Source organism: Streptomyces sp. NPDC048441 (assembly GCF_043200235.1).
Classification (GTDB): Bacteria; Actinomycetota; Actinomycetes; order Streptomycetales; family Streptomycetaceae; genus Streptomyces.
In genome coordinates this window covers 23,789-38,301 of sequence record NZ_JBICXM010000013.1, presented here as the reverse complement: position 1 = coordinate 38,301, position 14,513 = coordinate 23,789, and the positions used below count along the sequence as shown (strand labels likewise).

General features: G+C 70.3%; 13 protein-coding genes. 4 read left to right on the top strand and 9 right to left on the bottom strand.

The genetic code is table 11. The annotated features are described in order from the left end of the window. Positions 1-140: 140 nt before the first annotated feature. From ACGFSB_RS28355 to ACGFSB_RS28325, 7 genes are all read right to left on the bottom strand, one after another. Entirely contained in the window at positions 141-653 is a 513-nt protein-coding gene (locus tag ACGFSB_RS28355; RefSeq protein ID WP_393405000.1) for a GNAT family N-acetyltransferase, read from the bottom strand. Positions 654-1,018: 365 nt separating this feature from the next. Continuing rightward, a complete protein-coding gene (locus tag ACGFSB_RS28350; RefSeq protein ID WP_393404997.1) occupies positions 1,019-2,026 on the bottom strand; it encodes a hypothetical protein in 1,008 nt (335 codons plus the stop codon). Positions 2,027-2,081: 55 nt separating this feature from the next. Beyond that, positions 2,082-3,362, bottom strand: a complete 1,281-nt coding sequence (locus tag ACGFSB_RS28345; protein ID WP_393404994.1) for a TRAP transporter large permease subunit — start codon at positions 3,360-3,362, stop codon at positions 2,082-2,084. Positions 3,363-3,366: 4 nt separating this feature from the next. Beyond that, positions 3,367-3,954 (bottom strand): hypothetical protein, encoded by a 588-nt coding sequence (locus ACGFSB_RS28340; RefSeq protein WP_393405424.1) that lies wholly within the window; start codon positions 3,952-3,954, stop codon positions 3,367-3,369. A gap of 32 nt (positions 3,955-3,986) precedes the next feature. Continuing rightward, positions 3,987-6,116 (bottom strand): hydantoinase/oxoprolinase family protein, encoded by a 2,130-nt coding sequence (locus ACGFSB_RS28335; RefSeq protein ID WP_393404991.1) that lies wholly within the window; start codon positions 6,114-6,116, stop codon positions 3,987-3,989. An 86-nt stretch (positions 6,117-6,202) separates the two neighbouring features. Further along, on the bottom strand, positions 6,203-7,813 hold the full coding sequence (locus tag ACGFSB_RS28330; RefSeq protein ID WP_393404988.1) for an FAD-dependent oxidoreductase: 1,611 nt from the start codon (positions 7,811-7,813) through the stop codon (positions 6,203-6,205). A 100-nt stretch (positions 7,814-7,913) separates the two neighbouring features. After that, entirely contained in the window at positions 7,914-9,026 is a 1,113-nt protein-coding gene (locus tag ACGFSB_RS28325; protein ID WP_393404985.1) for a LacI family DNA-binding transcriptional regulator, read from the bottom strand. Between the two features lie 211 nt (positions 9,027-9,237). On the opposite strand from ACGFSB_RS28325, the gene ACGFSB_RS28320 reads away from it, so the two are divergent. Further along, on the top strand, positions 9,238-9,537 hold the full coding sequence (locus ACGFSB_RS28320) for an ArsR/SmtB family transcription factor (protein WP_393404982.1): 300 nt from the start codon (positions 9,238-9,240) through the stop codon (positions 9,535-9,537). Between the two features lie 55 nt (positions 9,538-9,592). On the opposite strand, the gene ACGFSB_RS28315 is transcribed toward ACGFSB_RS28320, so the two are convergent. Continuing rightward, positions 9,593-10,870 carry an aminotransferase class I/II-fold pyridoxal phosphate-dependent enzyme gene (locus ACGFSB_RS28315; RefSeq protein ID WP_393404979.1) on the bottom strand — a complete coding sequence of 426 codons (1,278 nt, stop codon included), beginning with the start codon at positions 10,868-10,870 and terminating at the stop codon, positions 9,593-9,595. A gap of 272 nt (positions 10,871-11,142) precedes the next feature. On the opposite strand from ACGFSB_RS28315, the gene ACGFSB_RS28310 reads away from it, so the two are divergent. The 3 genes from ACGFSB_RS28310 to ACGFSB_RS28300 all read left to right on the top strand — a co-directional run bounded on the left by ACGFSB_RS28310 (position 11,143) and on the right by ACGFSB_RS28300 (position 12,684). Beyond that, the gene (locus tag ACGFSB_RS28310) at positions 11,143-11,505 is read left to right on the top strand and encodes a DUF4180 domain-containing protein (protein WP_393404977.1); all 363 of its coding nucleotides are present in this window, start codon (positions 11,143-11,145) and stop codon (positions 11,503-11,505) included. Positions 11,506-11,617: 112 nt separating this feature from the next. Beyond that, entirely contained in the window at positions 11,618-12,016 is a 399-nt protein-coding gene (locus ACGFSB_RS28305) for a hypothetical protein (RefSeq protein ID WP_393404974.1), read from the top strand. 65 nt (positions 12,017-12,081) lie between these two features. Continuing rightward, positions 12,082-12,684 (top strand): DoxX family protein, encoded by a 603-nt coding sequence (locus tag ACGFSB_RS28300; RefSeq protein WP_393404971.1) that lies wholly within the window; start codon positions 12,082-12,084, stop codon positions 12,682-12,684. 27 nt (positions 12,685-12,711) lie between these two features. Here ACGFSB_RS28300 and ACGFSB_RS28295 read toward each other — a convergent pair whose 3' ends face one another. After that, the gene (locus ACGFSB_RS28295; RefSeq protein ID WP_393404968.1) at positions 12,712-14,370 is read right to left on the bottom strand and encodes an ABC-F family ATP-binding cassette domain-containing protein; all 1,659 of its coding nucleotides are present in this window, start codon (positions 14,368-14,370) and stop codon (positions 12,712-12,714) included. Positions 14,371-14,513: the final 143 nt, after the last annotated feature.

Here is a 14,513-nt window from a genome sequence, read left to right as displayed (position 1 = left end):
GGCGGGGGGGGGGCGGTCCGGGGGGGGGGGGGGGGGGGGGTGGTGGTCGGGGCCCCCGGGGCCGGGCCCGGGCCCCCCCCCCCCGGGGGTTTGGGGGGGGGGGGGGGGCCCCCCCCCCCCCCCCCCACGACGGGCTTCGGCTAGATGCCGAACGGCGCGGCGTAGCGCACCGTGCCGCTGGGCATCGGGTGCTCGGCGTCCAGGGCGAGGGCCATCATGGCCTCGTCCGGGACGTCGATGCTGATGCCGATGCCGTACGCCGAGGCACGGCTGAAACCGAACCTCGGGTAGTACGCCGGGTGTCCGAGGACGGTGACGAAGTGCTCGCCCATGTCCTTGGCGGCGTCGAGCGCGGTACGGACGGCCGCGGAACCGGCGCCGGTCTTCTGATAGTCGGGGAGTACGGCGACGGGGGCGAGGCACAGTGCTGGGGTGTCGCCGATGTGGCAGCGGGTCAGCAGTGCGTGGCCGACGAGCTTGCCGTCCTGGTCGGTGGTGACGACGGACAGCCCGTCGATCCATGACGCGTCGGCGCGCAGCGCGTCGACGAGGTCGGCCTCCGACGGGGTGTCGAACGCGGCGACGACGACGGCTCGGACGGCGGGGATGTCAGCGCTGGTCTCGGCGCGCGTGATCCAGGTGTTGTCACTCATGATGGATGAAGATCCGTTTCATCTGGGTCCGTGTGGGTGTTGCCCCGCGAGCTCACGCTCCCCCGGTCATCAACCCCACCTCCTATCAGTCTCCTATCAGTCGGCCTCGCCACCGAACCGATGATTCTCGACGGCCCGCTCGGTTACTACAGGTGAGACGCACACTCCCCGAACAGGCGGGGCTCGTGGACGAGTACCGCTTCTTCGTCTACCCGGTGGTCCAGGGCCGTGGCCGCCGGCCTCCCCGAGGGCTACGAGATCCCGCGACTTCGCCTCACCGAATCAAAGGCCTTCCGCAGCGGGATCACGCTGCAGCGCTACGTAGCCAGACTCCCCTGACCGTGCCGCTGCTTCTGCTTCCACCTCTATGTGGCGCGGGCCAGCGCGATCGCCCCCTGAAGCCGCTCCCCCGCCTCGTACATCATGTAGGGCACGCCGTTCTCCGTTCCGAAACTCGGTGCCGCGCAACGCCCGTTGTCCGGGGCACCGTCCATCGAGTTGTGGAAGATCCCGAGGTGGTCGCGGCGGGAGAAGTCCTTGCCGACCTCGGTGATCAGCATGTCGCCGCCACTGCCCTTGTCCGTGTTGTAGACGACGTAGGCGCTGCCCCCGCGCGTCAGCAGGTGGGGTCCTCCCACGTTCTGCGCTCCTACCTCGGCATGGCGGATCAACGGGGTCTGGTCGAAGGTCCAATTGCGCCCGTCGGCCGACCAACCCCAGGCGATGTCACGGTGGTCGGTGGTGTTGTTCAGCATGAAGAGCATCACGTAGCGAGCGCCCCGCGACGGCAGGTCGTGACGGAACACCCGGGCGTACGACGTCTCGGTCGTGCCGGTCGGCAGCATCGAGGTGTTGAGCACCACCTTGTCGTACGTGAAGTGGATGCCGTCCTTGGAACGGGCGAGGCGGGTCGTGGTGTTCTCCCCGTGGAAGTACAGCCACATCTCCTTGGCGTCCTCGTTCCACAGCACGTGGGGCGATGAGACGTGGCTGACCTTGTAGTGCGGCTGCCAGTTGTTGGCGACGAGCGGGTTGGCCGCGTACTCGGTGAAGGGCCCGTCGATCGAGTCGCCGTAGGCCAGGCAGATACCGCCGGGGGCGTCGTGCGGGGCGTAGTAGAGGTAGTAGCGGCCGAGTGCGCCGGAGATCCGGCCGACGGTTCCGCGCAGGCACGGGAAGATGATCTCGCCTGTGGGGTTGTACGCGAGGTCCGACGGCTTGAGCACCGTCCTCACGTAGGTGTAGTCGGGGAAGCCGCCTGGCGCCGCAGTGGCGGTGCCGGACGTGCCCGCGCCGATCGCCAGTGCCGTGCCGGTGGCGGCCGCCCCTCGCAGGAAGACGCGGCGCGGGAAATTGTGCTGTGGCTCGTTCATTTCTGGACTCCGTCCCGGGAGTTGAACGTCAGAGAGAATGAATGCTCAGAGGCAGTCAGAGGTACGTGGCGGCGGTGACACAGAATCCGCCGAGGGCAACGGCCCACACGTAGGGCAGGGTGCGGAACATGACCTGCTGGGGGCCGACGCCCGCGTACTGGGCGCTCCACACGGTCTGGGTGCTTGTGGGGTCGGCGACGCCGAAGACCTGGTTGTAGGAGGCGGCCAGGCCGAGCACGGCGACGGCGGGGTAGATGCCGGCCGCGATGAGGACGCCCGCGATGCCCGCGCCGAGGCCGTAGACGTTGAGCGGGCCCCGGTAGAGGCACAGCGGCACCAGCAGGGTGAAGACCAGGACGAACAGCACCGGGTTCTGTGGGCTGACCGCCTTGACCAGCGGTTCGAGCGCTTCGATGGCGCCCGGCAGTTTCACCGCGGCGAGCAGGATGCCGATGGCGATGAACAGTGCGATCGGAGGCGCGGCGACCTCGAAGCCGCCGTACAGGGTGCGAAGGAGCCGCTTGTTCATCTCGCGCGGCCGGGTCGTGGTGACCAGGGCGTAGAGCACACCGGCCAACAGCGAGGGAATGATGGCCAGTTCGAAGCCGAGGGCCAGGACGAGCGGCACGACGGGGGTGAGCAGTGCGTACCAGGGTGCGTCGCCGAGGCGTTCACGGCGCGAGCGGCGCTTGTCGACGGCTGTCTTCAGTGCCCAGGTGTGTTCGACTCCGCGGCGGCGGGACTCGACGAGGACGAAGGCGACGGCCGCGACAAGGGCCAGCGGGAACAGCTTCACCATGAAGCCGCGCACCGTGGGGACCGGCAGGTCCAGTGCGGTCGAGAAGAACTGCCAGATGGGCAGTTCGAACGGGACCCCGACGGCGATGCCCATCAGGATGGTGCCCGCCGCGGTGACCTTCGGAATGCCCACGGCGACCATCGCCGGGATGCCGATGATGCCCGCCAGCATGGCGGCGGGAGCCGATCCCGTGACCGTGCCGACCAGTGCGGACACGGCGAGGACGCCGAGTGCCACGACCGTGGGCCGGTCGCCGCCGAACTCCACGATCTTGCGGACGATGGTCCCGGCGATGCCGGTCTCGTCGAGGAGTTTGCCGAGCCACGATCCGAGCAGCACCGCGATCATCGTCGAGGCGAGCATCGGGGCGCCCTCCTGGAGGACGGTGTCGAAGACGCTCTCCTTGCCGGTCAGCGACGCACCGGCGACGAGTGCGATGACGACGCCGAGGAGGACCAGGGCGAAGGCGGTGGGGAGTTTGCGGGTGAGCATCGCTGCGACACCCACCGCCATGACGATCAGGATGACAACGCCCATGGCGCTACTTCTCTCTGTGGGTCAGGGGCAGGGTCACGGCGTCGGCGAGCGCGGCCGTGAGAAGAAGAGGGCTGCGGCCGAGCCCGCAGACGGTCCTGGCATGGGCATGGGCGGCGATCTCCTCCGCGCCCGCCACGTGCCCGTACAGCCGGAGCCGTCCGGCACGCAGGACGACGTGGCCGAGGGCCCGCTTCAGTGCCGCCTTCGCCGGGCCGTGGTGGATGTGTTCGTGCACGGATTCGTGGGCGAGAGCCGCCGCGCGGACCGAGCCCGGCGGGTACCAGTGCCGCCAGCCCCGCTCGTCGATCAGTGCTTCGGCCGCCGCGAGGGTGTCGGTGTAGAGCTCCACCGTGGGCGTCGGCCGTGACGTGTAGCGGGCCAGCAGGCCGAGCTCAAGGCCGTCGGTGCGCTCGACGATCCTGGCCCGGCACGGCACGGGGCTCAGTGCAGCGCCGAACTCCTCGGCCGTGCGCGCCCATTGACGAAGCAGCTCCGGGTCGCGGCCCTCATGGGTGGGCGTCGCGGCAAGGAATTGGACCGCGTGGTCCAGGTCGTCGAGGGCTTCGGGCGGGGGCGCCGTGGGGGTGCTCATGGCCGTGGGGCCGCTCGAAGCAGTGGAGGTGCTCATATGCGTACCTCCAGCACGGCGACGACCGACTCGTCGGCGGTACGCGATTCGAGTTCGCTGCGGGCGAGCGCGAGCAGCGGCTCGGGGTCGAGGACACCTGACAGGTCCGCGATCCGGGAGCCGAGCAGCAGCCGTACGGCCGGTGCTCGGACACCGCCGTCGCCGTACGAGGTGGTCTCCCGCACCAGCTTCGCCAGCACTTCGGGGGCGTCGGCCACCCGGCTGGTCTCCACGCGGGCGTCGGGGACGTGGAGGCGTATGACCCCGTCGGCGTCGACGATCCGTACGGGATGCCGGGTGGCGCGCAGGGTGCGGCGCACGTCAGTCCCGTACACGGTGTGGGCGGATGTCCTGGCGAGGACAGTGACCTGGGACGGGTCGGTCTTGAGGCTGGCTGCCGCCGTGCGCAGCCGCTCCGTCTCGTCCGCCCGGTGGGCCCGGTCCTGGGTGCGCAGTTCGGTGGCGCCGGTGGCCACCGCGCGCACGGTGCTGGTCTGCGGGTCGACGGTGACCTCGACCTCGACTCCGTCCGCTGCGGCGCCCTGCGCGATGACGGCTGCCTCGGCCTCCGCCCGTACGGCGAGGATCTGTTCCTGTCCGGCGCCGGGGATGGTCCGCTCGATCTGCTCGCGGACCAGCGCGAGCGCGACTCCGATCGGGCTGATGACCTCGCTGTGCCGGGCGATGCGTCCCTCGAGGCCGCTGACCTCGGCCAGGTGCGGGGTGACGGACGCGGCTCCGCCGCCTCCGCCGACGAGCAGGGCGGTGTCCTTGTCGAGCCGGTAGTCGCGGATCATCGTGTCGACGACCTTCTTGACCTGGTCCGTTCCCGCGTCGAGGAGCCGGTCCGCGGCGGTGGCGACATCCACGCCGAGCGCCTCGGCGAGCGGGGCGATCGCCGCCCTTGCGACCTCCTGGTCACTGCGGGCGAAGTCGCCTTCCGGGACGCGTCCTGCCGCGTTGGCCACGCACGTCATGGTGATGGCGAAGCGGCCGCCCGCCGCGTCGAGCACGGCGTAGTCCTCCGGGTCGCCGGCCATCGGGCGGATGGTCGTGAGCTTGGCGTCGCGCAGGTCCTTCAGTGTCGCGAAGCACGCGTAGGGCAGCCCGGCTATGTGGGCGCTGCGCGGCCCGACCCCGGTCACCTTGCCGCCACCGATCCGCGCCATGGAACCGCCGCCGACTCCGACGGTACGTACGTCCAAGGCGTTGAGGTACGACTTCTTCCCGAGGATCGTGGCGTGCTGGACGGCCACCTTGCCGCGCCGCACGACGCTGATGTCGGTGGAGGTGCCGCCCGTTTCCAGGAAGACTCCCTCGCTGATGCGTTCCTGCATGAGCGCCCCGGCGACACCCGCCGCTGGTCCCGAAAGGACCGTGAGGAGCGGTCTGCGCCGCATCTCGTCGAGCGACATCACACCGCCGTCGCAGCGCATCACCATCAGCGGGGATTCGACCCCGGCCTTGGTGATGGAGCTGTCGACGAGGTCGGCGGTGGCCAGCATGCGCGGCAGGATCGCCGCGTTGACCACGGCCGTACGGGTGCGCTTGTGCAGCCCGTACAGAGAGGTGATCTCGTGCGCGGCGGTCAGCGGAAGACCGGCGGAACGTGCCGCCGCCACGACGGCCTGCTCGCCCTCGGGACGGTCCACGCTGAACGGCTCCGTGGCCACGAGGACTTGGGCGCCTTCTTGGACCAGCGCGTCGGCGGCGCGCCGGACCGCCGCCGCGTCGTCGGGGTCCGTCACGTGGGCGTAGGCGAGCGGAAGGCTTTTGCCCGGGGCGAGTTGGAGCTTGCCGAGCGCGGCGAGCTTGCGGGTGAGCCCGGCGGCAGGACCGGCGCCGATGCCGATCAGGCCCACGGTGGCGACATCGCCCTCGAGCAGGGCGTTGGTAGCCTGTGTCGTGCCGTGCGCCAGAAACGCGACATCCTCGGGCGCACGGCCGGTCTCTGCCAGCAGACGGCCTAGTGCCTCCACGATTCCGTGGGCCACGCCGTCCTCATGATGGTGGCTGGTGGGGACCTTCACCTGTCCCAGAAGTTCCAGGGTCGTGGCGTCGACTGCCACGGCGTCGGTGAAGGTTCCGCCCACGTCGATGCCGACGCGGATGCGGTGGGTGGTCATGGTTGGGCACCTCCTTGTGCGGGTTGGCGGTGCGCGGGCGGGCCGGGCGGGACAGGTGGAGCTGTCCCGCCCGGCACTTCCGCGAGTCAGTAGCCGCGTACGTCGGGCCAGTGGCGCTGCACTCCCTCCCGGTCGAGCAGCTGGGCAAACTCGTCGAACCGCTTGTCCTCGGCCTGGACCTGGTGGGGTTCGACGCCTTCGGACACGCAGTGCGCGGCCAGGGCTCCGGCGACCTCGCCGATGTTCCACTCCACGGGGTGCAGGCGGTAGCAGCCATTGGTGATGTGGGTGGTGCCGATGTTCTTGCCCGCCGGGAGGAGATTGCGGACGCGGCGGGGCACGAGGGCGCCGAGCGGTATCTCGAACGGCACGGAGCCGATGTCGATGTAGTTGTCGCCGCCGGTGGAGGGGTGCAGGTCGATCCGGTAGTTGCCGACGCCGACGGAGTCGCGGTACGCGGTCCGCCCGTAGGGGCCGACGACGTCGATCGCGACGTCCTGCTCGGTGACGGTGGTGACGGCCTTGATCCGGCGTGACTCCCGGACGTACGGGGCCTTGGCCAGGCCGTCCGCCGTGCCCGTGATGTCGGGGCGCAGCCGCAGACCGGGGAAGCCGGCCCCGCCGTCCTGGCGGGGTGCCTCGGTCTGGAGCCAGTAGAGGACCGAGAGCGACAACTGCCGCGCTTCCGCGAGCGCCTGCGCCGAGGTCTCCCGGCCACCCCCGATCAAGGGCTTCAACCAGTAGTCATTGAGGGGCCAGTTGACCAGGGTGATGTCGGAGTCGAAGGTTCCTGGCCGGTGCAGCTTGCGGGCGAGGATGCGGCGGAAGCCCCACAGTTCCTTGTCTCCCGCGTCGGCGCTCTGGTCGGCGTTGACGGCGAGCGGGTCGATCTCCGGGTTCGGCACGAACGTACGGGGAACGGCTTCGAGCGAACGCGGGTCGGGGGCGAGGAAGCCGAGGAGCGGTCCCGGCCAGAAGTCGGGCTGGTAGGAGCGCCAGAAACCGTAGTCGACGGGGCGCTCGATGACGTGGTTCTCGCCCTCGTGGTGGGAGAGGGCGAAGCAGACGGTGATGCCCTGCTGGTTGAGGGGCTGCGCTTCCTCGGGTGCGTGCGGCTCTCCGAACTCGGCGCGCGACTCGGCACCGATGGCGTGCTCGACACCGCCGAGTTCGAGGAGTTCGCCGGTCTCGGTGGCGTCGATGACGTAGCGGGCGTGGAGCATGGTGCGGTCGCCGTCGCGCAGGTTCTCCAGGGTCACGGAGGTGATGACATCGTTGTCCGACTCGGCGGCGACGGCCCCGTGTTCGGTGAGGAGAGTCAACCGCCCCGACGCGAGATGGGGCGCGAGCATGCCTTCCAGCACGGCAAGGGCGACGCGGGGTTCGTGGCAGAGCTTGCTGACCCGGCCTGCACCCGGATTGAGGTGGGTCAGGGACAGCGCCTCCGAGCGCAGGGGGTACCACTGGCGGTAGTAGTCCCTGATGGACTCGCGCAGTTTGCGGTACGAGGCGGTCGTGCCGAACTGCTCCACCCAGGGGTGCTCGTCCGGCGGGACGGCCTGGGAGGTCAGCTGACCACCGATCCAGTCGGTCTCCTCGGTGAGGACGACGGTCCGGCCTGCCCGGCAGGCGGCGAGCGCGGCGGCCACGCCGCCCAGTCCGCCGCCGACGATGAGGATGTCCGGTTCAGGGATCACGGTTCTCCTTGTGCTGTGCTGTGCTGTTCTGTGCTGTGCTGTTCTGTGCTCTGCGGGGCTGTACGTGGTCGTGCTGCTGGGGGCGCGGCTGCCACGGTCGTCACGCGATGTCCGGAAGCGCCTTGGGCGGCGGCCCCGCGGTGGCGCCGGGCCGGAAGGTGCAGGCCACCAGCGGGTCGGGGGCGTCCTCACCGGCGACGAGTGTGGCGAGCAGGCGTACGGCTGTGGCTCCCAACTGCGCGCGGGGGATGTCGAATCCCGTGGGTTGCGGCACGTCGGCAAGATCGGGTGGCGGACTGCCGAGCAGTGCGAGGGAGATGTCGCCGGGGCAGTGCAGACCGCCATCGCGGGCAGCCGAGCTCAGCGCCCGCCAGGCCGCGCCACTGTCGGTCTCTTCCGCCACGAACGCGGTGACGCCGTCCGCCACCCACTGCCGCAGGTGTTCCTGGCTGAGCTCGCTCTCCGGATCGGCGCTGCGGAACACGGCATCAGGACCGCCGGGCAGGCCCGCGCTCTCCAGGCCCTCCAGGAAGCCCTGTTCACGGTCGGTGGAAGCAGGTGCGTCATCGTCTTCACGTACGAGGATGATGCGACGGTGCCCGAGATCGGCGAGCCGGTCGACGACTTCGCGGCTGGCGCTGACGTAGTCGGCACCGACCCAGGCAAGACCCTCCGGTTCGTCCCTGCGGCCCAGGTGGACCACGGGGAACCCGTCGTCCACGAGCCTGCACAGTTCGTCCACCGGGGCGTGGCGGCCCAGGAGTAGACAACCGTCGGCGAGCCGCGCCCTGTTGAGCGCGTGCGGCCCACCGGCCCCCGCACCGCCGGCACTCGACCCGGTGAAGAGCACCAAGTCGTATCCCTGCGCGGCGGCTTCCTGCTCCACGCCCACCAGGAACGGGTAGTACGAGTGCTGCACGTCCGTGGGGAAGGTGGCCGTGAAGCTGAATACCCCGAGCAGGCCGTTGCGCGCCGCCGCGAGACGCCGGGCGGCCGGGTCAGGTACGTAGCCCAGGCTCCCGGCCGCGTCGAGCACTTTCTGCCGGGTCTCGTCCGAGATGGCGACGCCCTGCTTCTTACCGGCGAGCACCAGCGAGACCGTCGCCTGCGAAACTCCCGCGAGCCGGGCGACCTCGGCCTGGCGCGGGCGCCCGGTACGCCCTGCTGAGGCGGGCGCCCGGCCTCGTGCGGCCCGCTTCCTGGGTTCGTCCACCGCTGCCCCTCCGTCGTTAATGCGTATTAGCTAATACGCATTAACGAGTACTGTGCGGGGCACGGGGGCGCCGGTCAAGAGGGGGGAACTGACTTTCTCAGGACGGCCGGTCGACCGCGGTCAGGCAGCTACGGCGGACCAGTAGAGGCTGTGCATGGCGAAGAAACGCCAGGCCTCGTAGAAGACGAAGACGCCGGGCTCGGGGCGGGCCATGCCGACGAGTGTGAACGGCTCGCTCGGTCCGGTGCTCGCCGCACTGGCGGACCCGTTGCGCCGCCGCGTGGTGCGCGAGTTGGCGTCCGCACCCGACGGCACGGCACGAACGTGCGGCTCCTTCGAGCTGCCGGTCTCCAAGGCGACCGTCACCCATCGCTTCCGCGCCCTGGGCGAAGCCGGGTTGGTCCAGCAGGTCTCGCGGGGCAACAGTCGCATGGCCGGCCTGCGCCAGGCCGACGTCGAGCAGCGGTTCCCGGGGCTCCTCGGCATCGTGGCGGCCGAACCGGAGGAATGAACGGAGACTGCGTGCTGCCCCCTCTCAGGGAGGCAGCACGCCGATCGGGCGGTGCCTAGCCGGCGCTGGCCGCCTGCTGCTCGTACCCCACGAGCCGTACGCACACGGTGAGCCCCTCGATGGCCTGCTCGAGCTCCGCGAGGCTCGGGTAACTGGGGGCGATCCGGATGGTGGCGTCGCGCGGGTCATCGCCGTACGGGTGGGTGGCGCCGGCCGGGGTCAGCACGATGCCCGCGTCGGCGGCACGGCGTACGACCTCCTTGGCGCAGCCGTCGGCCACTTCGAGACTGACGAAGTAGCCGCCCTCGGGGTCGGTCCACCGGGCGAGCCCGGTGTCGCCGAGCCCGGCCGCCAGGATCCGGGCCACCGCCTCGAACTTCGGCTGGAGCAGGGCGCGCTGGCGCTCCATGTGGGACCGCACGCCGTCGGCGTCCCGCAGGAACATCACGTGCCGCAGCTGGTTGATCTTGTCGGGGCCGATCGACCGCTTGGAGTTGTTGGCCAGGAGCCACTTGATGTTCGCGGGCGAGGAGCCGAAGAAGGCGACGCCCGCGCCGGCCGCGGTGATCTTCGACGTGGAGCCGAAGACGAAGGCGCGGTCCTCGTGCCCGGCCTCCGCGCAAGCGGCCAGCAGATCGGCGATCTCGGCGGGCTGGTCGGTGAGGTGGTGGGCGGCGTACGCGTTGTCCCAGAAGATCCGGAAATCGGGCGCCGCGGTCTGCATCGAGGCGAGGCGGGCGACCGTCTCATCGCTGTAGGAGACGCCGTCGGGGTTGCTGTACTTCGGGACGCACCAGATGCCCTTGACCTTCGGGTTCTCGGCGACGAGCCGCTCCACGACGTCCATGTCAGGACCTTCGGCGGTCATCGGCACCGGGATCATGTCGATCCCGAACCGCGCACAGAGCGAGAAGTGCCGGTCGTAACCCGGAACCGGGCACAGGAACGCGATCCGCTCCTGGTCCACCCAGCGCGACTCGGCGCCCGGCACCACGCTCAGCAGGGCGTGCACGATGCAGTCGTGCATGAGCTCGAGGCTGGAATTGCCGAGCGCGAGCAGCTGCCCGGCCGGGACCTGGAGCACCTCGGCGAAGATCTCGCGGAGTTCCGGGAGGCCCTGGAGACCGCCGTAATTGCGTACGTCCGTGCCGTCGGCGGAGGTGTGCCGCCCGCCCGGCAGGCTCAGCAGGTCCTCGGAGAGGTCGAGCTGCTCCGGCGCCGGCTTGCCGCGCGTGAGGTCGAGCGAGAGTCCACGCCCCGCGAGGTCCTGGTAGTCCTTGCGGGCCCGCTCAAGGAGCCCGGTGAGGGCGTCGGGGCTCAGCTCGGTGGTCATGGTGTGCGTCCTTACGTTGTCCGCGCGGGCCTGGGCGGGCCTGCGCCGGGAGTTTCGGCACTGCCTGCCGAGGATACAAAGTTCCACCCCGGCCATGGCCGGGCAGGTCGCCCACCAGGCGTGCGACCGTCGCCTGCCCAGAACCGGGTACGCCACACCAGACACCCGTGTCGGGCGGCGGAACGGGCGCGCCATCGAGGGCCACCGCCCGGTCCGGCTCCATCGGAGAAATACGTCGCCCCCGTCCGTACCCCGAAGTAGCCTCGACCTCCATGAGTACCCTGCAAGAGATCCAAGATGTCCCCGTCCTGATGTGCCTCCCCGAGGGTGAGGCCATCGGCAGTGAGCAGGACGCCCTGGATCTGATCGGTAACGGCGGCTATCAGGGTGCTCGGTGGGTCGTCATCCCCGCCGCACGGCTCGATGCCGCGTTCTTCCGGCTGAGCACCCGCGTCGCGGGCGACATCATTCAGAAGTTCGTCAACTACCGCATGGGACTGGTCGTCCTCGGCGACATCTCCCGGCACACGGAAGCCAGTTCGTCGCTGCGCGACTTCGTACGCGAGTGCAACCGCGGGACCCAGACGTGGTTCCTCGCCGATGTCGAGGAGCTGCGGGAGCGGCTGAAGAGCTAGGCAGAGCAGGGGCAGCGCCGAGGCAGAGCAGCGGCAGCGTTTCGCGGCGGACGTCATCCGCCGCGTTCTCCTCCTGTGCCCATACTCACTCCTCCTCTACCATCAGCCGGACATGGGTACACGGCAGCGGCGACGCACGGGCGGTGCGGTGAGCACCGCCCTGTTCGCCTTGGCCTTCCTCTTCCTGGTCCCGCTGCTCGGCATCGAAGGGCCGCCGGGCCCGGCGGCCGCGACGGTCGCCCACGACCGCGGTGCGGCGGCGGCCTCCGCCGTCTTCGGCCCGTACGTCGAGAGCCGTGACGGAGCCCGTGACGGCGGCCGGGGCTGTCACGAGGGCGAGAACAGGGTCCCTGGCGTCGCACTGCCCGCTCCCGAGCGGACCAGCTCGCCCACTTTCGACCCCGCGTCCACGCCGTACGTCCCGCGGGACGACGTCCCCGCGTCGCCCGGTGCATCGCCCCCGGACTCGACGTCCGTCGACCTCTACAGAACCCAGGTCATCAGAACGTAGACGGGATCTCTCCACCCGCATCGCATCACCTTCCTCGGTCACATCGATCAACAGGAGAGATCCGTATGTCCAACCGCGTGTCCAACCGCGTGTCCAACCGCATGTCCATCTCCCCCTCCACCAGTACCCGCACCGCCCGTCCGGGCGGCCCCCGTACCGGCTCCCCGTTCGCCTCCTCGCAGTCCGGCACCGACATCGGGCTCCTGCTGCTGCGCTGCGCGGTCGGCCTGACGATGGCCGTCCACGGAAGCCAGAAGCTCTTCGGCTGGTTCAACGGCACCGGCCTCGACGGCACCGCCGGGTTCTTCGCGAGCGACGGTTACTCGGCGCCGAAGGCCATGGCCACGGTCGCCGGTCTCACCGAGACGCTCTGCGGCCTCGGTCTCACCATCGGGCTCCTCACGCCGCTCGCCGGGGCGGGCATCCTCGGCGTGATGCTCAATTCCATCGCCATGAAATGGGGCAACGGCTTCTTCAACCCGGCAGGCATCGAGTACGACCTTGTCCTGCTCGCCTGCGCCGTGAGCCTGGCGCTCGCCGGACCCGGCAGGTTCGCTGCCGACCGCCTCCTGCCCATCACCCGCGCACACCGGATCTCGCACGGCATCGGCGCCGTGGCGCTCGGCGCCGTCTCGGCCGCCGTCGTCCTGGTGGTCCTGCACGACTGACCGACTGCACGACTGACCGGCTGAAGGTCAGTCCCCCCTCGGCGCCTCCAGAAGGCCGCGGACCTCCTCCGCGGTCGTCTCCTGGAGCTCCTCCGCGACGAGCACCCAGCGGGTGATGCCGATCGACTCGAGGAAGGGCAGGTCGTGGCCGGCGACCAGGAGTGCGCCCTCGTACGACTCCAGCGCACCGGCCAGTTGGCGCACGCTGGCCCTGTCCAGGTTGTTGGTCGGCTCGTCGAGCATCAGCAGTTGAGGAGCCGGGGCGGCGAGCATCATCGCCGCGAGCGCGGCGCGGAAGCGTTCACCGCCCGAGAGAGTGCCCGCAAGCTGTTCCGCGCGTGCGCCCTTGAAGAGGAAGCGTGCGAGCTGGGACCGGATGTGGTTCTCGGTGAGCCCGGGAGCCAGGCGTGCCACGTTCGCCGCGACGCTCAGCTCCTCGTCGAGGACGTCGAGGCGCTGCGGCAGGAACCGCAGCGGCACGGACGTCCTGGCCTCGCCCGACAGCGGGGCCAGTTCCCCGGCGAGGGTGCGGAGCAGTGTCGTCTTGCCTGCGCCGTTGCGCCCGACGAGGGCGATCCGTTCGGGCCCCCGCACCTGGAGGCTACCCTCGTGCAGCTTGCCGTACTGGGGGCGCAGCTCGTGCACGGTCAGCACGGTGCGGCCCGCGGGCACAGCGGTGTGCGGAAGGCTGACACGGATCTCGGCGTCGTTGCGGATCGCGTCGGCAGCCTCCTCACGCCGCTCGCGCGCCTCGCTGAGCCGGTCCTCCTGGAGGCCCCTGAGCTTGTCCCCCGACTCCTGCGCGGACCGCTTCTTCTCCCCCGCGACAATGCGCGGCGCACGCCGCTGGGCGTCGAGCTTCTTGCTCTGCCGCTGGCGGCGGGCCACCTTGATCTGGGCTTCCTCCAGTTCGCGTTTCTGCCTGCGTACGTCCGCATCGGCGGCCCGCAGCATCCGCCCCGCGGCTTCCTGCTCGGTGGCCAGCGCTTCCTCGTAGGCGGACCATCCGCCGCCGTACCAACTCACCGATCCGGAGCGCAGTTCGGCGATGCGGTCCACGCGTTCGAGGAGTTCGAGGTCGTGGCTGACCACGACCAGGACACCGGAGCGCCAGGAGTCGACGGCTTCGTAGAGTCTGCGGCGCGCGAACAGGTCGAGGTTGTTGGTCGGCTCGTCCAGGAGAAGAACATCCGGGCGTTCGAGGAGCAGCGCGGCAAGGCGCAGCAGGACGGTCTCCCCGCCGGACAACTGGCCGACTGTGCGATCGAGTTCGACGTCGCCGAGTCCGAGTGAACCCAGTGTCGCCAGGGCGCGCTCGTCGACGTCCCAGTCGTCGCCGATCGTCTCGAAGTGCTCCTCGCGTACGTCACCGGATTCGATGGCGCGCAGCGCGGCACGCCGTTCGGCGATGCCCAGGGCCTGGTCGACGCGCAGAGTCGTGTCCAGGGTGATGTTCTGTGGGAGATGGGCGAGGCTGCCACCGACCGTCACCGACCCCTGGGACGGGTGCAGTTGACCGGCCAGAAGGCGCAACAGGGTGGACTTGCCCGTGCCGTTGGTGCCGACGAGGCCGGTGCGGCCCCGGCCGATGGTGAGGGAGAGGCCGTCGAAGACGCTCGTGCCGTCCGGCCACGCGAAGGACAGGGCGGAGCAGGTGACGGCCGCGGGCGCGGTAGGTGTAGCCATGATGGTTCTCGCATTCGCAAGCGTGGTGGGCAGGGGCTTCGTATGCGAGCACCACGCGGCGACCGAACCGGGAGAGTCGGGAGAACCCGGAGAGGGGTGCGGAGGTCCTGAAGATCGAGGGACGGCTCATGCACCGAGGTCGC